At 70.1% G+C, this 24,365-nt stretch carries 15 protein-coding genes; 5 read left to right on the top strand and 10 right to left on the bottom strand.

Features of this window, described 5'->3' with window-relative positions; genetic code table 11:
- The first annotated feature begins 247 nt into the window (after positions 1-247).
- Positions 248-3,697 (top strand): S8 family peptidase, encoded by a 3,450-nt coding sequence (locus ACFO6Q_RS15620; RefSeq protein ID WP_380022029.1) that lies wholly within the window; start codon positions 248-250, stop codon positions 3,695-3,697.
- Positions 3,698-3,762: 65 nt separating this feature from the next.
- On the opposite strand, the gene ACFO6Q_RS15615 is transcribed toward ACFO6Q_RS15620, so the two are convergent.
- Complete coding sequence (locus ACFO6Q_RS15615) at positions 3,763-5,451, bottom strand: sialidase family protein (RefSeq protein WP_380022028.1); 1,689 nt, start codon at positions 5,449-5,451, stop codon at positions 3,763-3,765.
- A 221-nt stretch (positions 5,452-5,672) separates the two neighbouring features.
- Between ACFO6Q_RS15615 and ACFO6Q_RS15610 the strand changes: the two genes are divergently transcribed.
- Complete coding sequence (locus ACFO6Q_RS15610) at positions 5,673-6,389, top strand: response regulator (protein ID WP_380022027.1); 717 nt, start codon at positions 5,673-5,675, stop codon at positions 6,387-6,389.
- Positions 6,390-6,426: 37 nt separating this feature from the next.
- Here ACFO6Q_RS15610 and ACFO6Q_RS15605 read toward each other — a convergent pair whose 3' ends face one another.
- Positions 6,427-9,861, bottom strand: a complete 3,435-nt coding sequence (locus ACFO6Q_RS15605; RefSeq protein ID WP_380022026.1) for a two-component regulator propeller domain-containing protein — start codon at positions 9,859-9,861, stop codon at positions 6,427-6,429.
- Positions 9,862-9,940: 79 nt separating this feature from the next.
- Here ACFO6Q_RS15605 and ACFO6Q_RS15600 point away from each other — a divergent pair, with 79 nt between their 5' ends.
- Complete coding sequence (locus tag ACFO6Q_RS15600) at positions 9,941-10,435, top strand: hypothetical protein (protein ID WP_380022025.1); 495 nt, start codon at positions 9,941-9,943, stop codon at positions 10,433-10,435.
- A 212-nt stretch (positions 10,436-10,647) separates the two neighbouring features.
- Entirely contained in the window at positions 10,648-12,615 is a 1,968-nt protein-coding gene (locus ACFO6Q_RS15595) for a GmrSD restriction endonuclease domain-containing protein (protein ID WP_380022024.1), read from the top strand.
- A gap of 160 nt (positions 12,616-12,775) precedes the next feature.
- Here the strand turns inward: ACFO6Q_RS15595 and ACFO6Q_RS15590 are convergent, their stop codons facing one another.
- The 7 genes from ACFO6Q_RS15590 to ACFO6Q_RS15560 all read right to left on the bottom strand — a co-directional run bounded on the left by ACFO6Q_RS15590 (position 12,776) and on the right by ACFO6Q_RS15560 (position 19,316).
- Positions 12,776-14,182 (bottom strand): alginate export family protein, encoded by a 1,407-nt coding sequence (locus ACFO6Q_RS15590; RefSeq protein WP_380022023.1) that lies wholly within the window; start codon positions 14,180-14,182, stop codon positions 12,776-12,778.
- A gap of 44 nt (positions 14,183-14,226) precedes the next feature.
- Entirely contained in the window at positions 14,227-15,150 is a 924-nt protein-coding gene (locus ACFO6Q_RS15585; protein WP_380022022.1) for a glyoxalase, read from the bottom strand.
- A gap of 17 nt (positions 15,151-15,167) precedes the next feature.
- Positions 15,168-15,629: a DoxX family protein gene (locus ACFO6Q_RS15580; protein ID WP_380022021.1), complete on the bottom strand. Its 462-nt coding sequence runs from the start codon at positions 15,627-15,629 to the stop codon at positions 15,168-15,170.
- On the bottom strand, positions 15,626-17,500 hold the full coding sequence (locus ACFO6Q_RS15575) for an amidohydrolase (RefSeq protein WP_380022020.1): 1,875 nt from the start codon (positions 17,498-17,500) through the stop codon (positions 15,626-15,628). The genes ACFO6Q_RS15580 and ACFO6Q_RS15575 overlap by 4 nt, the downstream gene beginning before the upstream one ends.
- Positions 17,497-17,772 carry a DUF1427 family protein gene (locus ACFO6Q_RS15570; RefSeq protein ID WP_380022019.1) on the bottom strand — a complete coding sequence of 92 codons (276 nt, stop codon included), beginning with the start codon at positions 17,770-17,772 and terminating at the stop codon, positions 17,497-17,499. The genes ACFO6Q_RS15575 and ACFO6Q_RS15570 overlap by 4 nt, the downstream gene beginning before the upstream one ends.
- A 59-nt stretch (positions 17,773-17,831) precedes the next feature.
- On the bottom strand, positions 17,832-18,485 hold the full coding sequence (locus ACFO6Q_RS15565) for a hydrolase (protein WP_380022018.1): 654 nt from the start codon (positions 18,483-18,485) through the stop codon (positions 17,832-17,834).
- A gap of 198 nt (positions 18,486-18,683) precedes the next feature.
- Positions 18,684-19,316, bottom strand: a complete 633-nt coding sequence (locus tag ACFO6Q_RS15560; RefSeq protein WP_380022017.1) for a response regulator transcription factor — start codon at positions 19,314-19,316, stop codon at positions 18,684-18,686.
- A gap of 311 nt (positions 19,317-19,627) precedes the next feature.
- Between ACFO6Q_RS15560 and ACFO6Q_RS15555 the strand changes: the two genes are divergently transcribed.
- Positions 19,628-22,693, top strand: a complete 3,066-nt coding sequence (locus ACFO6Q_RS15555) for a sensor histidine kinase (protein WP_380022016.1) — start codon at positions 19,628-19,630, stop codon at positions 22,691-22,693.
- Positions 22,694-22,756: 63 nt separating this feature from the next.
- On the opposite strand, the gene ACFO6Q_RS15550 is transcribed toward ACFO6Q_RS15555, so the two are convergent.
- The gene (locus ACFO6Q_RS15550; RefSeq protein WP_380022015.1) at positions 22,757-24,343 is read right to left on the bottom strand and encodes an MFS transporter; all 1,587 of its coding nucleotides are present in this window, start codon (positions 24,341-24,343) and stop codon (positions 22,757-22,759) included.
- Positions 24,344-24,365 lie beyond the last annotated feature (22 nt).

Here is a 24,365-nt window from a genome sequence, read left to right as displayed (position 1 = left end):
GCATCGGAATGGAAATGGATTATTCGTCCATTCATTCGGATTATTCATTTTCAAATATCCATTCCGCGATGCAAGCCGCAGGACCGGCCATGCGGCGGGATTGCGGTCGCCCGGAGCGAAATTTCCCTTCAGGAACGACCGCCGCTGCGGCGGCGTCGTGCGAACCATCGTTCAGCTCTCGAGGTTCTTCATGAAATCACTCAATACAGAGGCGGCCGCCGCGAAGCGGGCCGTCGCAACGAAGCCGTTGACGGCGCTGGCCGCGGCCGTGGCCGTCACGCTTGCCGGCGCGGCGGGCGCCGCGTCCGCGCGGCTCGATCCGCCGCCGTCGCTCGCAGCCGCCGGCGGGAGGCTCGCCGCCTCGCAGAGCCACGGTCGCGTGGACGTCTTCGTCACGCTGGAGGGAACGCCGGCCTCGGTCGCCTACGCGCGCTCGTTCGCGCGCGGCGGCAAGGGGCTGGTCGCGCGCAGCGCGGCGGGGCAGGTTTCCCGCGGCGTCGTGTCCACCAACCGCGCCGCGCAGGTGCGCTTCGCCGATCGCCTGGCCGGCAGCGGCATCGCCGCGACGGAACTCTATCGCGTCGGCCGCGTGCTCAACGGCATTGCGCTGAACGTCGACGCCGGCGACATCGCCGCGCTGGGCCGCCTGCCCGGCGTGGTATCCGTGCGCCCGCTGCCGCAACACAAGCCGAGCCTGTCGACCAGCGTCCCGTTCATCAACGCGCCGCAGCTGTGGGAAGGCACGCCGCTGGCGACCGCCGGCGCCGACGGCACCGGCGTGCGCATCGGCATCATCGATTCCGGCATCGACTACCAGCATCCGATGTTCGGCGGCAGCGGGCTGCTGGCCGACTACCAGGCCAACGACCGCACGGTGATCAGCGACGCCATCGGCGGCGCGCCGTCCTTCCCGACCGCCAAGGTGGTCGGCGGCACCGACTTCGCCGGCGACGACTACAACGCCGGGACCACGGCCACCTCCACGCCGCATCCCGATCCGGACCCGATGGACTGCGGCGGCCACGGCACGCACGTGGCCGGCATCGCCGGTGGACTGGGCGTGCGCGACGACGGCACGCCGTTCGCCGGCCCGTGGAACACCGGCACCGACTTCGCCGGCCTGCGCATCGGACCCGGCGTCGCGCCCGGCGCCGAGCTGTACGCGCTGCGCGTGTTCGGCTGCGGCGGCACCACCACGCTGACGATCAAGGCGCTGGACTGGGCGCAGGACCCGAACGGCGACGACGACGTCTCCGATCACCTGGACGTGGTCAATCTCTCGCTCGGCTCGTCGTTCGGCCAGCCCGACGACGACACCAGCCTGGCCGCCGACAACGCGGTGGAGGCCGGCATGATCGTGGTGATCTCGGCCGGCAACGACGGCGACACCTATTTCGTGAACGGCTCTCCGGCCGCGTCGCGCCACGCGATCAGCGTGGCGAACACGCTCGACAGCGGCGTCAGCGGCCCGGTCGTGGTGAACGCGCCGGAGGCGCTGGCGGGCATCAAGACGACCGGCTCGGCGCTGTTCGGTCCGACCGTGCCGCCGGCCGGCGTCACGGCCGCGGTCGTCGCGGTCGACGACGGCTCGACGGAGACGGTGCCGCCGGGCGGCACGCCCGCGGGAACCGCGCAGGACGGTTGCCAGACGCCGTTCGCCAACGCGGCGGCGGTGCAGGGCAGGATCGCCTTCATCGATCGCGGCGGCTGCGCGTTCAAGCTCAAGGCCTACAACGCGCAGCTCAACGGCGCGGTCGGCGCGATCATCGGCAACGTGGCGACCAGCGGCGACGCCGGCCAGGTGACCGGCATGTCGGACGACACGACGATCCCCGAAGTGACGATCCCCTCGGCCAACCTGGCCCTGGCCGATGCGGACGCGTTCCGCGCCAGCCTCGCCGGCGGCATCGACGTCACCCTGTCCAACGGCGCCGATACGGTCAGCGCCTCGACTTCGCGCGGACCCAGCGGCGTGCCCGGGCAGGCGATCCTCAAGCCCGATCTCTCCGCGCCGGGTACCAACATCGAATCGGCCCTCACCGGCGTGATCTGCACCGCTCCGGCCAACGCTCCGCCGGCCGGCTGCGTCAGCGCCGATCCGAGCGGCTACACCGCGGCCGGGCGAAGCCTTCGCCTGAGCGGCACGTCGATGGCCGCGCCGCACGTTGCCGGCCTGGCCGCACTGCTGCGCCAGCAGAACCCCGACGCTTCGGTGGCGCAGATCAAGGCCATCGCGATGAACTCGGCGCGGCACGAACTCACCACCGGTCCGAACGGCACGCTCGACGTCCACGGCGCCAGCCGCACCGGCGCCGGCCGCATCGACGCGGCGGCCTCGGTCTCGCCGATCGTCGCGTTCAACGACGCCGCCCCGGAACTGGTGTCGCTGACCTTCGACGACGACGTGGTCGACGCGGCCGACGTCACGCGCGACATCCGCCTGGAGAACCGCACGTCGACCGCACAGACCGTGGACCTGGCGCTGTCGACGCGGCTGGATTCGCCGGGCGTGGCGTTCTCGCTGGCCGGGGCGACCTCGCAGGTCGCGGTGCCGGCCGGCGGGTCGGTGCTGGTACCGGTGCGCATGGTCGCCACCGGCAGCCAGATGAAACGCTACCGCGACCCGAGCGTGTCCGCCACGCAGACCGGCTCGTCGGACACGGCCGTCGAGATCGGCGCGCTGCCGCGCGAGTACATCGCCGAGGAATCGGCCGACCTGATCGTGTCCAGCGCAGGGCAGGAAGTGGCGCGCGTGCCGGTGTACATGGCGCACCGGCCGCACTCGCGCCTGTCCGGCCGCCTCGGCGGCGACGATGCGCAGCTCTCGCTCGAGATCGCCGGCACCGGCCTGTGCACCGGCACGCTGGAAGGCACCGACTGCGAGACGGAAGCCGACGATCGCCAGTCGATGGTCTCGGTGCTCGAGCTGCAGTACACCGGCACCCGTCACGCCGACGACGTGCGCGCCTCGCAGGAGATCCAGTACCTGGGCGCCACCTACGCCGACGACCGCTTCGTCTTCGGACTGGCCACGTTCGGCCCGTGGTCGACGGCGAACGCGCAGTCGATCAACGTCTGCGTGGATACCGATCGCGACGGGGAATACGATCGCGTGCTGTTCACGACCACGCCCGGCGACTACGCAGCCCTCATCGACGACAAGTCGAACGATCCGATGGACGTGTACGTCACCGGCATGTTCACGCCGCCGGAGAACCTGAGGCTGGTGTCGCAGCCGAACTTCTCCGCGCCGGACAGGCGCGATGGCGACTTGTTCGACGGCAACACGCTGCTGATCAGCGCCACCGCCGCCAACCTCGGCCTGGCCGACGGCGAGCGCAAGCTGGACTACGCCGTGGCGGTGTGCCCGTCGTTCAACCACCTGTGCGCGCGCATCGACCGCGACCCGACGCAATGCGGTACCGCCAACGGCACCCATTCGCGGGTGCCGGGTCCGTTCACCTACGACGGCAACGCGCCGGGCTTCGTGATTCCGGTGACCGACGGCGGTCCGGCGGCGCTGCTGTTCGAGCAGGACGGCTCGGTGATCCACGGCACCCTCGACGCGGCCAATCTCGCCGCCAACGGCGCCAGCGGTCTGCTGCTGCTGCACCATGCGAACCTGCCCGAAGAGGCCGCGCAGGTGATCGGCTTCGACCGCATCTTCGCCGACGGTTTCGAGCCGGGCGCCGACTGAGTCGAAGCGGAACCCGGGCCGCGGCGGCGGCCCGGGCTCCGTCTTTCCGGTGGCGCCGCGCTTCGTCAGAAGATCGCCGGACGGCCGGTGAAGTGCACGTTCTCCTTGGCGTGCGTCTGGCCAGAGAGCGGATCGAGCGGATCCACCGGCTGGCGCATCGTCGCGCTGGAATCGCCCCACACGGCGTGCACCACGCCCAGGCCCACGCTCAGGCCGGTGTATTCGCCCAGCGAGGAACACTGCGCGACGAGGCGGTCGTAGTTCGTGGTCTGGTACGGATTGGCGGCCGTCGGCAGCGGCACGCTGGTCGGTGCGAGCGCGATCGGCCGGGCGTTGAGACGGCGCTTCCTCGCGTCCGGAAAACTCTGGCCGCGGTCGCGCGACTGGGCGAGATTGAAGCTCAGCGTGCCGTCCGGCTCCTGCGTGTAGTAGGTGATGTGCACGTTGCGCGGCGAGGGCAGCAGCGGCAATGCCGCCTCGCCGCCGAACGAGCCGATCGCGATCGCCGGTGTCACGCTGCGGCCGCTGCCGCCGGCGCCCGCGTTGACCGCCTGCGGCTCGCTCCAGGTCGCGCCGTCATTGTCCGAACGCATGTACAGGATGTCCGCGCCGGAAGTGGCCTCGCCGAACACCTGGCTGGTCGAGTTCGACCACACCAGGTGGATCACGCCCTTGGACACGGCCAGCATCGGCTGCAGGTTGATGCGCGTGGCGTGCACGTAGCGCGGCGCGCCGCTGACCGAGCCGCCGATGTCCGGGCCGCTGTGCAGGGTCAGCACCGTGTTGGCCGCGAACTGCGGCGGACCGCCGGGCGGATCGAAACGCGTCGCGCCGCATTCGGTGTAGGTGCCGGGCTGCACCACCGGGATCACTTGCGGCGATGGCGCATCGGCGCGGTTGAAGGCGAGCGGATGGAACGTCTCGCCGCCGTCGTCGGATTTCAGGATGCGCAGGTAGTCGTGCGAGACGAAGCCGAACTGGAGGAACGCGACGTAGATGCGGCCGTCGTGCGGATCGACCGCGACGGTCGGGAACTGCACCGTGTTCTGCGGATGGTTCGGATCGGGATCGGGCGCCGGCGCGAACACCGTGCGCGTGGTGAACGTGTGGCCGCCGTCGGTCGAACGCGCGAAGCGCAGCACGCTGGAGCCGACGCTGTCGTCGAAGCTCACCCAGCTCAGGTACACGTTGTCGCGCCAGCGCGCGCCCGGCGCCGGCCCGGTGGCCAGCCACGGGCGGTCCGGCCGCCCGGCGGCGTCGACCGGCACCGCGGCGGCGAAGCGCCGCCCGCCGTCGACGGAGAGGTTCACGGTGACGGTGGTGCGTCCATCCGCGTCGGCGCCCAGGCCGCTGGCGTAGAAGCGGCCAGTGCGGTCGGCGGCGACCATGCCGTAGCCCAGCGTGGTGGTGCTGCCGGGCAGCGGCGGCAGGTAGTCGCTGCGCCAGCTGCGGCCGCCGTCCTGCGAGTGCGAATAGGCCAGGCGCTTGTTGCTGACGAGGTAGGGCTGGCCCTGCTCGTTGGCGGCGACCTCGGCGCCGACGGTGCGGAACACCGAGACGAGCGAGGCGCCGTACTCGGCGATGGTCGGCTCGGCGTCGGTGGTCTTCACGAACGGCCGCGTGCCGGCGATCTGCTGGATCGAATCCAGGGCCGGATCGTTGATGGGATGATCGAGGGACTTGAGCGGCGAAGCGGTGACCGAGCCGGCCACGATGGCGGCGCAGACGGCGCCGGCGAGAGGATGGAATCGCATGGAGGGTCCTGTGCTGGAAACGGGGCGTCGCGTGCACGTCGTGCAGCGATGACGGCAGGCTAGGTTCGGCATCGTCGGCGGACCATCCGTCGGTGGAGGCGAACCGTACCGTTCGTGCGAAAGGACGCTGCGGTCTCCGCCGGAGGGCTTCATCGGAGAGGGGCGCAGCCCCCTCCGAAGACAGGGAGGCGCGCTCGGCGCGCCGGCCTATACTGCGCGCGATGCGCACGGAGGATCCCGTTCTGGCCGCTCACGATTCGACCACGACGGCGCCGTTCGCCGATGCCGGCGCCGCGGCGACGCCACGCGCGCGCCTGCTGCTGGTGGACGATCACGCCATCGTCCGCGAAGGCCTCGTCTCGCTGTTCGAGGAGGAAGCCGACATCGTCGTCGCCGGCGAGGTCGATTCGGCGCAGGCCGCGCTCGCCTTCGTCGGCCGGCACGCCGTCGACGTCGTCGTGCTCGACCTGCGCATGCCCGGCCTGCCGGCGCCCGACGCGGTGCGCGCGCTGCTGGACGCCCGGCCGGAGCTGCGCATCATGATCCTGACCAGCTTCTTCGAGGACCACGAAGTGCACGCGGTGCTGAGCGCCGGTGCGCACGGCTTCCTGCTCAAGGACGCCAGCCGCGACGAGATCCTGGCGGCGATCCGCCACGTCGCCGCCGGCGAGAGCTGGATCCACCGTCCCGTGCAGGCGCGACTGCTGCAGCTGCTGCGGCGCGGTTCGCGCGAGGAGGAGACGTTGACCCAGCGCGAGCGGCAGGTGCTCGCGCTGCTCGGCCAGGGCCTGAGCAACAAGCGCATCGCCAACGCGCTCGGCATCACCGAAGGCACGGTGAAGAGCTACCTGCGCCAGCTGTTCCCGAAGATCGGCGCAACCGACCGCCTGCAGGCGGCGCTGCACGCGCGCGGGCTGCGCGGCAACGACGGCCGCTGACGCACGCACAGGCACGGGCGCGATCGTGACGCTGCGGTCATGTCCCTGACGCGGCGCGATCGGCTCGCGGCAGTTCCGCTTCCACTTCAGTTCCGCACCGCGCGCCCGCGCCGATGCGCACGCGGCCGCCGAGCGCGGCGATGCGCCGGCGCATGCTGTCCAGCCCGATGCCCTGGCGCAGCACGCCTTCGGGCAGGCCGCAGCCGTCGTCGACGACGCGGATGCGCGCGGCAGCTCCGGCGATGCGCCCGCTGACTTCGAGCGTGCTCGCGCCGGAGTGGCGCACCGCGTTCGACACTGCTTCCTGACAGACGCGGAACAGCGCTTCCTCGTGCTCGAACGCCTGCGGCGGGAACTGCTCGAAGTCGCAGACCACGCGCACGCCGTCCGGCACCGCCGTGGCGAGCAGGCGCTGCACCGCGTTCGGCAGAGAGCGGTCGTGCAGGTAGCCGGCGCTGCCGTCGTGCCGGCCCGGCTCGTCGTTGGCCTCGTCGGGACGCAGCTGTTCGACGTAGGCGCGCATCTCGGCGACGGCGATGCGTGCCAGTTCGGCAAGCCGGTCGGCGTGGCGCGTCGAGGCCTCGGACTGGCCGCGGCCGTGCCGCGCCAGCGTCTGCGCGCGCATGCGGATCGAGGCGAGGATCTGCATCACGTTGTCGTGCAGGTCGTGCGCGACGCGCTGGCGTTCGGCGACCACCGCGACCTCCTGCGCCCGGCCGAACAGGTGCGCGTTCTCGATCGCCACCGCGAGGCAGTCGGCGACGATGGCCAGGCTGCTGGCGTCCAGATCGTCGAACGGGCGCGCGCCGCGCACGCGGATCGCGCCGAGCCGTTCCTCGCCGAGCAGGATCGGCACGTCGAGCGCGTGCGCCGCGGCCGGCGTCGCAGCGGCGGGGCGCAGACGACCGGTGCCGTCGGCGAGCGGGATGTCCACCTGCTCGCAGCCGAGCACCTCGCGCAGCGACGAGGCCGCCCGTTGCGCCAGCGCGTCCGCATCGAGATTGGACGACAGGATCGAGGCGATGTGCGCGATCAGGCTGAAGCGTTCGGTGCGCCGGCGTTCCTCGACGTTTGCCGCGGCCAGCGCGCGCTCGGCCGCGGCGCGCTGTCCGACTTCGTCGCGCAGGCGCTCGACGGCGACCTGCAGCGCTGCGGTGCGCTCGCCGACCTGCGCGTCGAGCTGGCGGTTGCGACGGCGCAGCAGCGCGGTGCGCCAGTGCAGCAGTTGCAGCAGGAGCAGAGTGGCGGCGAGCACCAGAGCGGCGCGGAACACCGAGGTCTGCCACCACGCCGGTCGCACCTCGAACGCCAGCGTCGACGGCGGACCCCAGGGTCCGTCCGGTCCGCTGCGCGCGGCGGCTTCGAGGCGGTACGAGCCGGGCGCCAGTCCGGAGAAGCGCAGGTTCGGGCTCGTCGTCACGTGCGCCTCGGGCTCCAGGCCGGCGAGGCGGACGCGGTATTGGAGTGCGTGCCCGGCGAGATAGCCCAGGCCGGCGAGGCGCGCTTCGAGAACGTTGCGGTCGTGCGCGACGCGCGGCTCGGGCTGGTCGGGCGACCAGCGCGCGGCGCCCAAGTGCACGTCCATCAGCGCGACGTTCGGCGGCGGCGGGCGCGGCGCATGCTCGTACGCGGCGCCGTCGAAACGCGCGAGCCCGGCGCTGGTGCCGATCCACACGCGCCCGTCGGCTTCGGCGAGGAAGGCGCCGCTGGCGACGTCCTCGCCGACGAGTCCGTCGGCCAGGCCGAAATGCCGCTGCGATTCCCCCGCGAGCCGATCGATGCCCTGCGGTCCGCCCAGCCAGTGGCGTCGCGCGGCGTCCTCGCCGACGAGGTAGACCGCGTCGGCGCTGCCGCTGTCGCTGTCGTGATGGCGCAGCACGCGCAGGCGGCCCTGCTCGTAGCGCACGCGCGCCACGCCGAGCGGATCGCCGTAGCCGACGAACAGATCGCCGGACGAGGTCGGCAGCACGTGTGCGACGAAGTCGCGGCGCAGGCCGTCGGCGCGGCCGAAGCGCCGCCAGCGCTCGCCGTCGCGCATCCACAGGCCGCGCTGGCCGGCGATCCAGAGCCGGCCGGACGCGTCCTCGCGCACGTCGGCGAGCGGGCCGTCGGGAACCGGACCATCGGGAGCCGCGTCGGCTGTGCCGACGCGTGCGAACTGCGGCCGCACGGCGTCGGCTTCGGCGTGGTACAGCCCGTCGGAAGTCGCCGCCCACAGCGTGCCGGCGCGGTCGACATGCAGGCGCAGGACGCGCGCGCTCGCCGCGAGACCGGCAAACGGCAGGCGGGTCAGCGTGTCGTCGCGCGGATCGAGCGAGAGCAGTTCCGCGCCGATGCGTCCGGCCAGGAACAGGCGTCCGTCGGGCGCCTGCGCGATCGTGCGCAGGTCCTTGCCTTCGCTGCCCGGCACGCGGCGGAAGCCGGTCGTGGCGAGCACGGCCGCGCCGGAATTGGTCGCCACCCACAGGCGTTGCGCGCGGTCGCGCAAGACGGCCCAGACCACGTCACCGGGCAGACCTTCGCGCGCGGTGTACGCGCTCCACGCGCCGCCGCCGAGCTGGCGGTGCAATCCGGCCGATCCCCACCATAGCGAACCTTCGCGATCCACCAGCACCATGCGGCACCACTGCGCCGACAAGGCGACCGGTCCCTGCACGCGCTGCCAGTGGTCGTCGTCGTGATGCAGCAGCCCGGCCTCGGTCGGCAGCCAGAAGCCGCCGCGCGGATCGGCCAGCAGCGCGCCGGACTGCGCATCGACCGGCAGCGGCGTGGCAGCCGCGGCGAATTCGCCGTCACGCGGCTTCGCCGACAGGCGGTTCGGCTGGCGCACCCACAGGCGACCCTGCGCGTCCTCGAACAGTGCATCGATGCGTTCGTGCTCAGTGCCGGCCGCAAGCGCGATGCGCTGCCAGTGTCCGTCGCTCCGCCGCAGCACGTGCGCGCGCGATCCGTCCCACACGCCGACCCACAGCGACCGCGCGTCGGCCTTGCCGGCCAGTGCGGTCGCCGCGCCGCCGGGCCAGTCGGGCACGGCGGCGAAGCGTCCGTCGGTGTCGCGCAGCAACGGCCCCCGGTCGGCGGCGCCCGCGATGATCCACACGCCCTCCGCGTTTTCCGCGAGTGCGCGTATCGCCGCCTCGGACGGATCCTGGTCGGTCGCGGCCGCCACGAACGATTCACCGTTCCAGCGATGCAGGCCGCCGCGGGTACCGACCCACAGCGTGCCGTCGCGATCCTCGAGCAGATGCCCGACCGACGCCGAGCGCAGGCCGTCGCGCAAGCCGAACGCCTGGAAGCGCTGGCCGTCGTAGCGGTACAGGCCGGTATCCGTGCCGACCCAGACGAAGCCCGGCCGATCCTGCAGCAGGGTCCGGATGTACACCGACGGCAGTCCGTCGGCGGGCCCGTAGCTGCGATACGGCGCGTGGCCGGCGGCCTCGTCGGGCGCGGCGTGCGCAACGGAAGCGCACACGAGCAGCAGCAAGCCGGCAAGGTGGCGGAGGAGCGCCTTCGTTCGCATCGTCGAGAAATGGTGTCGAGCGTGGCCGCGCATGCCGCTGGTCCGCCGGGAAGGGGCGTATCTACCATCCGGAGAGCGGCGGCTGCCACTGTCGTTGGTGGGGGCGGTGCCGTCGCGGCGGACGGATGCGCGTCGGCCGGATATCCTTGCGCGCGGTGTTGGAACCGGGGGCTTTCCGATGGCAGGGGAATACAACGCAAGGATTCTCGGCCGGTCGATCATCGCGGCCGCCTGCATCGTGGCGTTCGTGCCGATCGCGTATTACACGATCCAGGAATGGCGTGCGACGCGGGCCTTGGAGACCTTCACCAGCGAACTCGCCGCCGGGGTTCGCGAGGCGGATCGCAAGGCGGCCATCGCCGCCTATCAGGCCAAGCCCGTTGCGGCCAAGCCCGTGATGCTGGAAACGGACGAAGTCTGCATGCAGGGCACGGTGGTGCGCGTGCTGCGCACGCCGACGAAAGGTTACGAGCAAGTGCTCGAGCGGGGCAGGCCGGTGCGATGCAACGGGCGGCGGCGGCTTTGAGGGAGATCGTCCGAACCTGAAAGATCGCAGCGTGGTCGGGGCGGGCACGGTCAAGAACTCGCCGAGCCGGTGTTCCGTGCGGAGACCTTGGTGCCGATTCGGTGAGCCGGGCGTTTCGCTCCTGCCATGTCGAGTGAACGAGATCCATCCCGCCTGTCGAGAACATTCAAAAAAAAGAGATCCGCAAAATATCCAAGGAGCATTCGTCATCCATGAAGATTTCGACGATTCTCGACCACATCGATAACGGCCACATGGCTCTGCCGGAGTTCCAGCGCGGATACGTCTGGAATTCCGAACAGGTGCGCGGACTGTTCGACTCCCTCTATCGCCGGCATCCGGTCGGCGGATTGCTGGTCTGGGCTACCGATTCGAGCACTGCCAAACATCGAGGCGACGGAGAACTCGCCTCCGGCATCGTTAAGCTTCTGCTGGACGGACAGCAACGGATGACGTCGCTCTACGGCGTCATTCGAGGCAAACCGCCGAAGTTCTTCGACGGCAACAGCGGCGCTTTCACCGGCCTGCGGTTTCATCTCGAAAGCCAGACTTTCGAGTTCCATCAAGCCATCAAGATGAAGGACGATCCACTCTGGGTAGACGTGTCGGACCTCATGAAGCAGGGCAACGCCGGAATGGGGGCGCACATCACCCGCCTTTCAAGCAGACCCGAGCTGGCCGCCGGGATCGGGGACTACGTTGCGCGCCTGAGCCGAGTGCTCGGCATTGCCGACATCGACTTGCACATCGAAGAAGTGACCGGAGCCGACAAGTCCCTGGACGTCGTGGTGGACATCTTCAACCGGGTGAACAGCGGCGGCACCAAGCTCTCGAAGGGTGACCTGGCTCTCGCCAAGATTTGTGCGGACTGGCCCGAGGGGCGCGACAGCATGAAGGCGAGGCTGAAGGAATGGAGCCGGGCCGACTATGCCTTCACCCTGGACTGGCTGCTGCGCTCGATCAATACGGTTCTCACCGGCGAAGCAAAATTCCAGCATCTTCACGAGAAAGGAGCCGGAGAAATCAGGGACGCACTGGCCAAGGCCGCCAAGCACATCGATACCAGCCTGAACATGATCGCCGGCCGCCTGGGACTGGATCACGATCGGGTGCTGTTCGCCCGTTTCGCCGTACCGGTGATGGTTCGCTATCTCGATCAGCGGCAGCAGAAGAAACTGGGCCCGCTCGATGAGAAGGAGCGCGACAAACTGCTGTTCTGGTACTTCCAGGCGGGCATGTGGGGGCGTTTCTCCGGTTCCGTCGAGTCCTACATCGACCAGGATCTGGCTGCCGTGGAGGAAGGAGGACTGGACAGGCTTCTGGAGCAGTTGCGACTTTGGCACGGAGGCTTGCGCACAGAACCCGCGCACTTCACCGGCTGGAGTTCGGGGGCACGCTTCTATCCTGTGCTGTACATGCTGACCCGCGTGGGCGAAGCGAGGGACTGGGGTTCCGGAATTGCGCTGAGAGCAAATCTGCTGGGCAAGATGAACAAACTGGAGGTGCACCATATCTTCCCCAAGGCCCAGTTGTACAAGCGGAAGTTCAAGAAGCCTGAGGTCAATGCCCTAGGCAACTTCTGTTTCCTGACCAAGGGGACCAATCTCGACATCAGCGACGCACTCCCGGAGATCTATTTCGCCGAAATCGAAAAAAGGCACCCAGGCGCCTTGGCCTCTCAATGGATACCCATGGACCGCGACCTGTGGAAGATCGATCGCTATCGAGAATTTCTCGAGGCACGCAAGGCATTGCTGGCAGCCGAGTTGAACAAGCGGCTCGAGGAACTCCTGCACGGCGACGCGCGGTGGCTGGCAGGACCGTCCGCGCCCGTCATCGCCGAAGCGGTCGGTAAAGCCGCTTCCGGCGAGGAGGAGGCCGAGTTGGCGGCGCTCAACGACTGGATGGGCTCGAAGGGTTTGCCTGAAGGACAGGTGGCCTACGAATTGGTGGATGTTCAGACGGGAGAGCAGAAGGCGGTATTCGATCTGGCTTGGCCAAGCGGAATTCAGGAGGAACTCAGCCAGCCTGTTGCGTTGCTGCTCGATGAAGAAGCGGCCGTCTTCAGTCTGGCCAGCCAAGCCGGTTTCCGCTGCTTCATGGACGTACCTTCATTCAAGAGATACGTGGAAGCCGACGTTCTCCAGGAAGCCAACCCTCTTCAGCTGTCAACACCATGAAAGAAGGGCTTTCGTGGCGACGTACTCTCACTGCAGCCCGTCAACGGCGACCAGGAGGAGTTCGCCCCGGCGCATTGCCGTCTTGCCGCGCGGCCTGCGCATGCCGCGCGACTGAATCGGGGGAACCGGATCGGAGGTCGAGATTTCGAACTTCGAAGGTCTACCACATGAATTTCAATTCCACGCCGAGATAGTCGGCGTCACGGCCGCCGGCCGTGCGGATCGCGCGCCCGACGTCGTAGTGCACGGCCTCCATCGCGCCGCTGAGGTTCGCGTCGAAGGCGTAGTCGGCGCGCAGTTGCACGTAGGCACCGCTCCAGCGTCCGCCTTGCCCGGCGGTTCCGGGCAGGGCGATGTTCGGCTGCACGTAGATGGCGTCGCGGGTGGTCTTGCGCCATTGCAGTCCGATTCCGCCGGTCAGCTTCAAGCCGATGGCGGGGCTGATCGTCAGCGTCGGCTTCACGTGCACGAGGTTGGCGTAGCCGGTATAGCCGGCGAGCGTGAAGTAGTAGCCGTTCGGAAACAGCGGATTGAAGGTGCCGAGCGTGCGGTCGCCGCGGCGCTGGTCGCCGGAGGCCGCGTCGACCTGCAGGCCGATTCGCGGACGCCAGCCGGTCCCGGTTGCGGTATAGCCGACGCGGGCACCCCAGGCCCAGGCCTCGATGCGCTTCGCGCCAACCTCGCCGCGCTGCTGCATGGCTTCCACGTCCCAGTCGAAGCCGCCGACCGTGCCGGCGAAACGCAGGTCGAACACGTCGCGGCCTTCGCGGCCCGCGGCGTCGGCATAGGACGCATCGTCCCGGCTGTAGCGCGAGTAGTAGGCCGACAGTTCGTCGCGGCCCCACAGCTTGCGTTCGACGCGCAGCGTGCTGAAACGGAAGCGCCGGTCGGAGGTGTCGTCGAACGGGCGCGCGTCCGCGTACTGCACCGGCTGGCTGACGAAGCCGATGAAGCGCCACAGCCCGGTTTCCCAGTTGGCCCAGATCGCGTCGAAGGACTGTCGCACGTTGGGTCCGTCGCGCAGCGAGACGAAGCGCTGCAGGTCGAAGGCGAAGTCCTGGCGGCCGACGCGCATCTTGAGCGTGCCGGCGTCGAACTCGCGCACGTAGGCGGCGAAGGCGAGGCGCAGATCCCAGGGATTGCGATCGGCGCCGCCGATCGCGCGCTTGCTCACGGTGCGCACGTCCTCGATCTGGACGAACGCCTGCCAGTGTTCGGCGAAGCGCGCATCGGCGTGCAGTTGCAGCCGTTGCAGCAGGTAGGTGTCGTCCTCGGTGCCGCGAAGGCCGAACGAAGCGGCGTCGTTGATTTCGATGCGCTCGCGCAGGTTCAGGCCGAGCGACAGGTAGCTGGCGGGATCGCCGGAATCCAGCGGGAGGTACTTCAGGGCGTCGCCTGGCTGCGTGCGCAAGGCGGGATCGGCCAGCGCGGACCAGTCTTCCTGCCAGCGGTTGCCCGTCGGCCTGGGACGCGTCGCGGCCTGCTGCGGCTCGCCGTCTTCGGCGTCCTGCGCCTTCGCCGGCGCCGGCTGCGCCAGGCAGCCCGCTACCGCGGCGAGGCATGCCATGCGGCGCCAACGGCGAGCGCGAATGCGACGGGGCGGCATTCCGGTCAGCGCTGCAGGACGGCGTGGATCTCCGCGACGTATCCGCCGGGGAAGCGCACCATCGCCGATTCGCGTCTGTCGCTCTCGAACGGCTCGACCAGGACCTCCACGCCGCTCGCCTTCGCCTTGTCGAGCGTCGCCTTCAGGTCGGCGACTTCGTAGCCGGTCAGCTCGTGGCCGTACGGATACGGCAGGTGGCCGTCGCTGACGTGCGCGGTCAGTTTGCCGAACGTCGATTCGAGGCGGATGCGCCGGTAGATCTGGCCGGGCCGGCCGATCTCCGCGCCGGGCGCGCGCGCCTGGTCGGAGACGACCTTGCCGTGCGAGAAGGCGAGGAAGCTGCGCACGAAGGCGTCGGCGCGATCGGCGGACAGGTAGACGCGATTCTCCGGCACGGTCCGGAACGGCGCATAGGAAGGCGCCTTGGTGTGCCAGTACAGCTGCATGTTCACGCCGCCCGGCCACTGCACGACGGCGTCGCGGCCGATCGGATCGGGGAACGGCGCCACGAGTACGTCGGCGCCCGCCGCGCGCGCGGCGCGAATCGCCACGTCCATGTCGGTGACCAGATAGCCGGTCCGCTCGAGCCCGAACGGGTAGGGCACCGGCGTTGTGAATCCGAACAGCGAAACCGTTCCGACCGGCGTCTGCAGCAGTTGCGAGGTCGTGCTGCTCGGCGTCGGCGTGACGGTGGCGACCACCTGCTTCGTGCTGCGGCCGCCGAAGGTGGCGAGGAAGCTTTCGGCGAAGCGATCGACGTCGGCAGGCGCGACGTAGACGTGAGTGGTGTCGTACTGCGCGCCGACCGCGACCATCGGCGTCGCGACGCGGGCCTCCCGCGCCGGCGCCGCGGCGATCATCGTCAGAGTAGCGGCCGTCGCCGCGGCGAAGCGCAGAACCAGGGTCGGAAACGGAGTCCGGGCGTGCATCGAAGTTTCCTCACGTGTCATTGCGGACGGGCGGTCTCGTCCACGCGCTTCCAGTCGCCGCTTCCCGCGCGCTCGCGCAGGTCGTGCCAGGCGACGAGAACGAACGCGCCGGTCAGCCCGAGGTGTTCGAAGAACGCATTCGTGACCATGAAGCGCTCCGGCATCGGCAGTGTCCAGAAGCGGTTGGCGATGAAGGTCGCCGCGAGCGTGAAGCCGGCCAGCAGCAGGGCGCCGAGCCAGCGATGCAGGCGCAGCAGGATCATCAGCGACGCGCCCAGTTCGAGCACGATCGTGGCGAAGGCGACCAGCGCCGCCGGCGCGAGGCCGAAATGCGCCGCTTCCGCCGTCGCCGCGCCGAAATCCCAGGCCTTCTGCACGCCGCCCTGCAGATACGCCGCGCACAGGGCGAGCAGGGCCAGCCAGTGCACGGCGGGAACGCAGAACCTCGCCGCGAGCCGCTGCACGAAGAGGGCGCTCATATCGCCCAGCACGCGCAGCCGAGCGCGCCCCAGAACGATTTCAGATCGCCCGCCGGCAGCGCATCCGACCAGGCCGCCGCGTGACCGTGGCCGTGAATCCCGCAGGCATGAGCGCCGCCGGCGTGCGCGCCCGGCGCCGTCGTCGCACGCGCCTGCGCCCACGCGCCGTAGCCACCGTAGGTGCGCACGGGTGACCAGTCCGGCATCGCCGGCGGTACCGGGGCTTCGTCCAGCGGCGCGAAATCGCCGGCGGCGTGGACGACGCGTCCGCCGACGATCGTCAGCAGCGACGTCGTGTCGGCGATGTCGTCTTCGGCGCAGCCGAAGAAGTCGCGGTCCGGCACGATCAGGTCGGCCAGCTGGCCCGCCTGGATGCGGCCTTTCCGGCCTTCCTCGTTGGAGAACCAGGTGACGTTCTCCGTCCACATGCGCAGCGCGGTGTCGCGGTCCAGGCAGTTGCGCCGCGGGTAGAGGCCGAGCCCGCCGACGGTCCTGCCGGTGATCAGCCAGGCCAGGGACACCCACGGGTTGTACGACGCCACGCGCGTGGCGTCGGTGCCGGCGGAAACCCTGACGCCTTTCTCCAGCATCCGCGCCACCGGCGGGGTGGCCTGCGCCGCCGCCGCGCCGTAGCGCTCGACGAAGTATTCGCCCTGGTAGGCCATGCGGTGCTGCACGGCGATGCCGCCGCCGAGCGCGGCGATGCGGTCGATCGAGCGCTCGGAGATCGTCTCGGCGTGGTCGAAGAACCAGTTCAGGCCGCGCAGGGGAACGTCGCGGTCGACGCGCTCGAACACGTCCAGGGCGCGCGAGATCGTCTCGTCGTAGGTCGCGTGCATGCGCCAGGGCCAGCGGTTGCCGGCCAGGATGCGCACGACGTCCTCGAGTTCGCTTTCCATCTGCGGCGGCATGTCCGGCCGCGGCTGGCGGAAGTCCTCGAAGTCGGCGGCGGAGAACACCAGCATCTCGCCGGCGCCGTTGTGGCGGAAGTAGTCGTCGCCCTGCTTGTACGTGGACGTGCGCGTCCAGTTGAGGAAGTCGTCCTTCTCCTGCTTCGGCTTCTGCGTGAACAGGTTGTAGGCGAGGCGGATGGTGAGCTGTCCATCGGCGGCGAGTTTTTCGATCACGGCGTAATCTTCCGGATAGTTCTGGAAGCCGCCGCCGGCATCGATCGCGCCGGTGACGCCGAGCCGGTTCAGCTCGCGCATGAAATGACGCGTCGAGTTGAGCTGGTAGTCGAACGGCAGTTTCGGGCCCTTGGCCAGCGTGGCGTAGAGGATCGCCGCATTCGGCTTGGCCAGCAGCAGCCCGACCGGATTGCCGGCGCCGTCGCGCACGATCTCGCCGCCCGGTGGCTCGGGCGTCTGCTTCGTGTAGCCCACCGCGCGCAGCGCCGCCGCGTTGAGCAGGGCGCGGTCGTACAGGTGCAGCAGGAACACCGGCGTATCCGGCGCGACGGCGTTGAGTTCGTCGATGCTCGGCAGGCGCTTCTCGGCGAACTGGTGCTCGGTGAAGCCGCCGACCACGCGAACCCATTGCGGCGGCGGCGTGATCGCCACCTGGTGCCTGAGCATCGCCATCGCGTCGGCCAGCGAACGCACGCCGTCCCAGCGTAGTTCGAGATTGAAATGGAGGCCGCCGCGGATGATGTGCAGATGGTTGTCGATCAGCCCGGGCAGGACGCGGCGGCCGCCGAGGTCGATCCGGCGCGTATCCGCACCGGCCAATGCCATCACGTCCTCGTCGCGGCCGACGGCGAGGAACCTGCCGCCGCCGATCGCCACCGCGGCGGCTTCGGGAAGGCGGCGATCCAGCGTGGTGATGCGGCCTGAGTGCAGGATCAGATCGGCAGCCGGCGTGGCGGCGTTCACGAGCGCTTCTCGCTGTCGTCGTCGCGCGCGGTACGCTTCGCGCGCGGCAGTTCGCCGAAGACGTGGGGCTTCACCTGTTCGCCGATCCAGCGCGACGCGACTTCCTCGCGCTGCCACAGGCTCTTCAGCAGCGGCGGCAGCTGCTCGCCGAGAAGAATGCCGAGCAGGCCGACCAGGGCGATGACCGGCGGAGCGGGCGAGCGGACGTTGAGCAGGTTGTAGACGATGCCCACCAGCAGGCCGGCAGCGAGCGAGAACAGGTAGGGTTTCATCGGCGTGTCCCGAATTCCAATGCATTGGACGGCGGCAGCGCGCCGCCGGGGTGCGGCGCTCAGCCTCCGTGCGCGTCGAACATGGCCCTGGCGTAGGTGATTCCCAGGCCGTAGGAGCCGCCGCAGGCGCGGGCGATGCCGGTGGTGCTTTCGTAGGTGTCCGTGCGCGCCCAGTCGCGCTGCAGCTCGAGCAGGTACTGCAGCGAGGTCATCGGACGCGCACCGGCCTGGATCATGCGCTGGACGGCGCGCTCGTGCGCCTCGGCCGACACGTCGCCGCAGGCATCGGTGATCACGTAGACCTCGTAGCCCTGCGCCAGCGCCGACAGGGCCGGGCCGACGATGCAGACCGACGTCCACAGGCCGGCCAGCACCAGCCGCTGCTTGCCGATCTCGTTGACGCGCCCGATCACCGCGGCGTCCTCCCAGGTGTTCATCGAGGTGCGGTCGAGCAGCGCCTGTCCGGGAAACGCGTCGGTCACTTCGGTGAACATCGGGCCGGAGAAGCTCCGCGCGGCGACCGTGGTCAGAATCGCCGGCACCTGGAAGCTCGCGCCGGCACGAGCGACCAGGCCGGCGTTGTTGCGCAGGGTGACGGTGTCGATCGAATGCGTGGCGAAGGCCATCTGCGGCTGGAAGTCGATCAGGATCAGCGCGTGATCCTTCGGCGTCAGCAGCTGGATGCTCGGAACGGGGGTGGCGGTGATGGCCATGCGGCTCTCCTGGAACGAGGGGCGGGTCGCGGCGTCGCGCCGGCGCAGGGACGGCATCGAGCGCCGGTGCGCTATCGCCGTCTGCTCCAAGCAGGACGGCTGCGCCGGATGCCTCATTCTTGCGATGCGCGCGTCGCTGCGAAGCCCTATCGAGGTAGATCTGCGCTACCCGATCGGGTAGCGGGGCGGCGCAGCCGCTCAGCCGTCCAGGAAGCCGCGATTGCGCGCCAGGGTGACCGCGTGCGTGCGGTCGGTCGCGCCGAGCTTGTTCATGATCGCCTTCAGCCGTGCTTTCACCGTGTCCTCGGAAATGCACAGGATGTCGGCGATGCGCTTGTTGGTGTTGCCGGTGGCGACCAGCCGCAGCACGCTCAGTTCGCGATCGCTGAGCATCTCCGACCAGGCGTGCGAGGCGATCTCGCCGGCGACGTCGGAAGCCACCACCCGGCGTCCGCTCATCACGGTGCGGATCGCGGCGAGGATCTCCTCGCGCGTCGCGCTCTTGAGCAGGTAGGCGCTGGCGCCGACGGTCAGCGTGCGCTTCACGCGCGCATCGCCCGGATACGAGGTCAGCACGATGACCCGCGCCGTCGGGAATTCGGCGCAGATGGCCGCGATCGCCTGCAGGCCGTCCACGCCGGGCATCTGCAGGTCGATCAGGGCGACGTCGGGGCGCAGTTCGCGGAAGCGGACGATCGCTTCCGCGCCGTCGCAGGCCTGCGCGATGACGTGCATGTCCCCGCCGCTCTCGATCGCCGCCGCGATGCCGTCGCGCATCACCGGATGGTCGTCGGCGATCAGCACCTGGATGCGCCGGCCGTGCTCACTCATGCCGCATTCTCCGCTCCGTTGCAGCCGGGGCGGCGATGCCGGCTGCCGCCCGTCGCGGCGACGAGCCGATCGCCGGCCGTGCGCGCGACTATCCTTCGCACGGCAGCGCGGTTCAATGCCCGATCGGGTGATTCTGTGTTCATCGGATTCCGCTTTCTGAGGCAGACCTGCGGCGATATGCTGCCGACGCCGGTGCGGACCTCTTCGCCGGCGAACGGTCGACGCGGGGAATCTCGGGGGCGATGCGCGAAAAGCCAGGGGCGTGCGTGAAACGAAACCGTCGCACGGCATCGAAACGATCGGCATCGCGCGTGCGCACGTCCCGCAGCGGATTTCGTCGGCGCTGCGCATTCGCGCTGCTCGCGGTGCTGGTCTGGCTGGCCGTGCCCGCGGCATCGGCGTCCGAATTCCGGCGCAAGTCGTGGACCACCGAGCAGGGCGCGCCGGCGGACATCTGGGCGCTCGCACAGGGCAGGGACGGCTGGCTGTGGCTCGGCACCGGCAACGGCCTGTACCGTTTCGACGGCGTGCGCTTCGAGCGCTTCGAGCCGCCCGCCGACGAGAGTTTCCGATCCAACAACATCACGGCGCTGAACCTGCTGCCGGATGGAACCCTGTGGGTCGGCTTCTACTACGGCGGCGCGAGCGTGATTCGCGATGGACACGTGCGCAGCTTTCCGCCCGGCACGGCGTTTCCCGGCGGCATGGTGCTGACCTTCGCGCAGACGCCGGACGGCGCGACATGGGCGGCCACCGAAGGCGGCCTCGCCCGGTTCGACGGACGCGAGTGGAAGATCGCCGGTTCCGACTGGGGGTATCCGGCGCCGCGCGCCGACTGGGCGATCGTCGCGCGCGATGGAACCTTGTGGGTGACGACGGGCCAGACGCTGATGTCCCTGCGCAGCGGGGCGAACCGCTTCGAGGACACCGGGCTGACGGTCACCACGTACGCGGTCGCCGCCGAAGCTCCCGACGGCACCTTGTGGCTGTCCGATCGCGCACGCGGCACGCGCGCGCTGCCCGGCCTCGACGCAGGCGGCCGGCTGTCGAGCGTCGCCGCCGCGCCGCAGGAAACCCGCTATGCCGAGTCCTATCGCCTGCTGTTCGACCGCTACGGCAATCTGTGGGGCAGCGACGCCGGCAAGGGCGGCGTGTACCGCGTCGCCGATGCGGCGCGCGCCGCGAGCGGTCGTTCGCTGACGCCGCAGGACGTCGCCGAAGTCGTCGACCGCAACGGCGGCCTGGTTTCCGATCGCGCCGTGCCGCTTCTGGAAGACGCCGAAGGCACGATCTGGGTCGGCACCAACATCGGCCTGGTCAGTTTCCACCGCAACCGCCTGCTGGTGCCCGGCAACATCGTGCCGGGCACGGCGTCCACCTACGCCATGGCGGTCGATCGCGAAGGCGCGGCGTGGCTGGTCAACGGCGGCGCTGTGTGGCGCATGAACGGCGTCGACGGCGAGGCGATGGCGCGCGGCCTGCCCGACATTTCCGGCGCGCTGTTCGATGCGACCGGCACGCTCTGGCTGATCGGTAGGGAGAGCCTGTTCCGGCTGCGCGGCGGCGTGCCCGATCCGGTCGCGCTGCCGCTGCCTTCGGCGCCGACGAAGGTCAATGCGATGGCGTTCGACGGGCGGGGGAATCTCTGGCTCGCCCTGGCCGAGCGCGGGCTGTACCGCCTGCGTGACGGAAACTGGTCGCCGCTCGACGCGGCGATCGCGCTGCCGGCGGTCGCACCGACGGCGCTGGCGAGCGACGCGGCGGGACGCCTGTGGATCGGCTATCCGGACGATCGCATCGCCGTCCTCGACGGCGACGCGGCGCACGTGCATGCCGGCGGGCTGCGCGTCGGCAACGTGACCACCATCAACGCCGCCGGCCGCGACGTGCTGATCGGCGGCGAACTGGGGCTGGCGCGCCTGCGCGAAGGCCGCATCCAGTCCCTGGTCGCCGGCGACGACGAGGCCTTGTGCGGCATCTCGGGCATCGTCGAGACGGCGGCCGGCGACCTCTGGCTCAACGCGATCAAGGGTGTGGTGCGCCTGGACGCGGGCGAAGTGGCGGCGGCGTTCGAGCGCCCCGGCTATCGCCCGGCGTATCGCCTGTTCGACTACCGGGACGGCCTGCCGGGCGTCGCCGTGCAGGCGGCGCCGGTCGCGTCGGCGGCGGTCGACGCTGCGCATCGCATCTGGTTCCTGACCAACCAGGCGCCGGCATGGCTCGATCCGGCGCGGCTGAGCGGCAACCTGCTGCCGCCGCCGGTCGAAGTGCTGAGCCTGAGCGCGAACGGTGCGCGCTATCCGCTGACCGCGACGCCGCGCCTGCCGCAGGGCACCAACAACCTGCAGATCGAGTACACCGCGACCAGCCTCGCCATCCCCGATCGCGTGCGCTTCCGCTACAAGCTCGACGGCGTCGACGCGGACTGGCGCGACGCCGGCAATCGCCGCGAAGCTTCCTATTCGAACCTGCGGCCGGGCAGCTATCGCTTCCAGGTCGCTGCGGCGAACGACGATGGCGTGTGGAACGCGCAGGGCGCGAGCGCGCAATTCGTCATCGAGCCGAGCTTCTTCGAGACGAAGTGGTTCTACGCGATCTGGGTGCTGGCGGTGCTCGGCCTGGCCGCGATCCTGTATTTCTGGCGGGTGCGCCTGGCGATCGAGCGCGCGCGCCTGCAGCTGACCGAGCGCATGCGCGAGCGCGAGCGCATCGCGCGCGACATCCACGACACGCTGCTGCAGGGCGTGCAGGGGCTGCTGCTCCGGCTGCAGGCGGTCGTGGTCGGCCTGCCTGCGGACGACAGCCGCGGCAAGGTGCTGCAAGCGGCGATCGAGCAGGCGCGACAGATGGTCATCGAAGGGCGCGACAAGATCATCGCCCTGCGCGGCGAGGACCCCAGGCACACGGAACTGGCGCAGTCGATACTCGCTATCGGCGAGAACCTCGCCAGCACCCATCCGCTGGCGTTCCATCTCACCACCGAAGGGCAGCCGCGCGTCATGCTGCCGAGCGCCGTCGACGAGATCATCGACATCGTCGGCGAGGCGGTGCGCAACGCGTTCGTGCACTCGCAGGGCACGCGCGTCGACGTCCACGTCGCCTACCGGCGCAACGCGCTGAACGTCCACATCCTCGACGACGGCCGCGGCATCGACGCGGCGGCGATGCAGTCAGCCACCCGCCTCAAGCGCTGGGGCATCGTCGGCATGAGGGAGCGCGCGGAGAAGCTCGGCTCGCGCCTGGTGCTGCGGCCGCGCGCTCCCGCCGGAACCGAAGTGGTCCTCAGCGTGCCTTGCCGCGCCGCGTATCCGGAGACGGGCAGGTTCTCCTGGCGCCGGCACGTGCGGGAGCAGCGCCCGGATTCCGATCCGCACTAGGCCGCAACGTCCGGCAGCGCGCCCGACCCGCGCGCTTCTTCCTCGCAATGGGCGAGTCGATCGCTACAGCGCCAGGAAATGATGCACTTCCGGCTTGTCCGGACCGATGTGGAAGCGCACCACCTCGTTCTGCAGGTCGGCGTCGGCGTGCGATACGCGATGGTGCTGGCGCAGGTGTTCGGCCCACGACTCGACCAGGAACCACTCCACCACGCGCTCGGTGTCGCCGGTGTGTTCGACGACGCCCCAGGCATAGGCGCCGTCGCGCAGGCGCTCCTGCGACAGGCGCCGGATCGCTTCCAGGAAAGCCGCACGGTCCTGCTGGCGAATGCGGTATTCGACCTGGATCAGCACCGGACCGCGATCGTGCGCGACCGGCTCGGCCAGCAACGGCTCCGGCCAGTGGCGCGAGGCCTGCAGGTCCGCCTCGCCGGCCGGCAGGCGCGCGCGATGGAACAGCAGCGCCACCACGGCCAGGCCGACGGCGCTGACGACCAGCGTGGAGGGCACGCCGACTTCGCGCGCGACCAGTCCCCAGCCGAAGCTGCCGGCGGCCATCGCGCCGTTGAACACGGTGAGGTACACCGCCAGCCCGCGCCCTCGCACCCAGTTCGGCAGGATCGCCTGCGCCACGCTGTTGAACGTGGTCAGCGCCGCGATCCATCCCATCCCGAGCAGCAACAGCAGGCCCACCGCCGCCCATTGCGGCGGGGCGAACACCAGCGCGCCCATCACCGCCGCACTGATCAGCGAGGCGAGCAGCACCAGGCCATCGGCGTCGAGCCGCCGGCGCAGCCGCGGCATCACCAGGGCACCGGCGATGGCTCCCGCACCGACGGCGCCGAGCAGCACGCCGTAGAAGCCGGCGCTGCCGCCGAGCATCTGCCGCGCGACCAGCGGCAGCAGCGCCCACACCGCGCTGGCGAACAGGAAGAACGCGGCCGCGCGCAGCAGCACGCGATGCAGTTCCTTGCTGGCGCGCGTGTAGCGCAGGCCGGCGCGGAAGGCGCCGAGGAAGTTCTCCGACAGGCCGCTGTCGGCCACCGCGGGCCGCTTCCACCACAGCAGGGCACCGATCACGAACACGTAGCTCAGCACGTCCATGCCGTAGGTGACGGCCGCGCCGAAGCTCGCCAGGATCAGGCCGCCTGCGGCCGGTCCGATGGCGCGGGCGATGTTGATGCCGAGGGAGTTCAGCGCCACCGCGCCCTTGAGGTCCTCGCGCGGCACCAGCTCCGGCACGATCGACTGCCAGGTGGGCCCCATCAGCGCGGCGCCGATGCCGCCGACGAAGGTCAGCGCGATCAGGTATTCCACCGTCAAGGAGCCCGTCCGCGACAGCAGCAGCAGCGTGCCGCTCACCGCCGCCAGCACCAGCTGCACGAAGATCAGGAAGCGTCTTCGATCGAGGATGTCCGACAGCACGCCGGCCGGAATGGCCAGCAGGAAGACCGGCAGCGTCGCGGCGGTCTGGATCAGCGCCACCGCCGTCGGACTGGCCGACAGGTCGGTCACCAGCCACGAACTGGCCACGTCGCGCATGAAGCTGCCGATGTTGCCGAGCACGGTGGCGGCCCACAACACGGCGAACACCGGCCGGCGCAGCGGGGCGAAGCTGCTGCCGGCGGAAGCGGGCGCGGCGTCGGTCATGAAGTCCTCGACCTGCGCGGGC

It is taken from the genome of Dokdonella ginsengisoli, from assembly GCF_042652785.1.
Classification (GTDB): domain Bacteria; phylum Pseudomonadota; class Gammaproteobacteria; order Xanthomonadales; family Rhodanobacteraceae; genus Dokdonella_A; species Dokdonella_A ginsengisoli.
The sequence above is the reverse complement of the archived record's forward strand: the minus strand, read 5'-3'. Positions and strand labels throughout refer to the sequence as shown.

Excerpts from the sequence above, each read along its gene's own strand:
- ACFO6Q_RS15560 (WP_380022017.1), bottom strand. The coding sequence starts at position 19,316 with ATGAGTGAGCACGGCCGGCGCATCCAGGTGCTGATCGCCGACGACCAT.
- ACFO6Q_RS15585 (WP_380022022.1), bottom strand. The coding sequence starts at position 15,150 with ATGCACGCCCGGACTCCGTTTCCGACCCTGGTTCTGCGCTTCGCCGCG.
- ACFO6Q_RS15570 (WP_380022019.1), bottom strand. The coding sequence starts at position 17,772 with ATGAAACCCTACCTGTTCTCGCTCGCTGCCGGCCTGCTGGTGGGCATC.
- ACFO6Q_RS15550 (WP_380022015.1), bottom strand. The coding sequence starts at position 24,343 with ATGACCGACGCCGCGCCCGCTTCCGCCGGCAGCAGCTTCGCCCCGCTG.
- ACFO6Q_RS15610 (WP_380022027.1), top strand. The coding sequence starts at position 5,673 with ATGCGCACGGAGGATCCCGTTCTGGCCGCTCACGATTCGACCACGACG.
- ACFO6Q_RS15580 (WP_380022021.1), bottom strand. The coding sequence starts at position 15,629 with ATGAGCGCCCTCTTCGTGCAGCGGCTCGCGGCGAGGTTCTGCGTTCCC.
- ACFO6Q_RS15590 (WP_380022023.1), bottom strand. The coding sequence starts at position 14,182 with ATGGCATGCCTCGCCGCGGTAGCGGGCTGCCTGGCGCAGCCGGCGCCG.
- ACFO6Q_RS15615 (WP_380022028.1), bottom strand. The coding sequence starts at position 5,451 with ATGCGATTCCATCCTCTCGCCGGCGCCGTCTGCGCCGCCATCGTGGCC.
- ACFO6Q_RS15565 (WP_380022018.1), bottom strand. The coding sequence starts at position 18,485 with ATGGCCATCACCGCCACCCCCGTTCCGAGCATCCAGCTGCTGACGCCG.
- ACFO6Q_RS15600 (WP_380022025.1), top strand. The coding sequence starts at position 9,941 with ATGCCGCTGGTCCGCCGGGAAGGGGCGTATCTACCATCCGGAGAGCGG.
- ACFO6Q_RS15595 (WP_380022024.1), top strand. The coding sequence starts at position 10,648 with ATGAAGATTTCGACGATTCTCGACCACATCGATAACGGCCACATGGCT.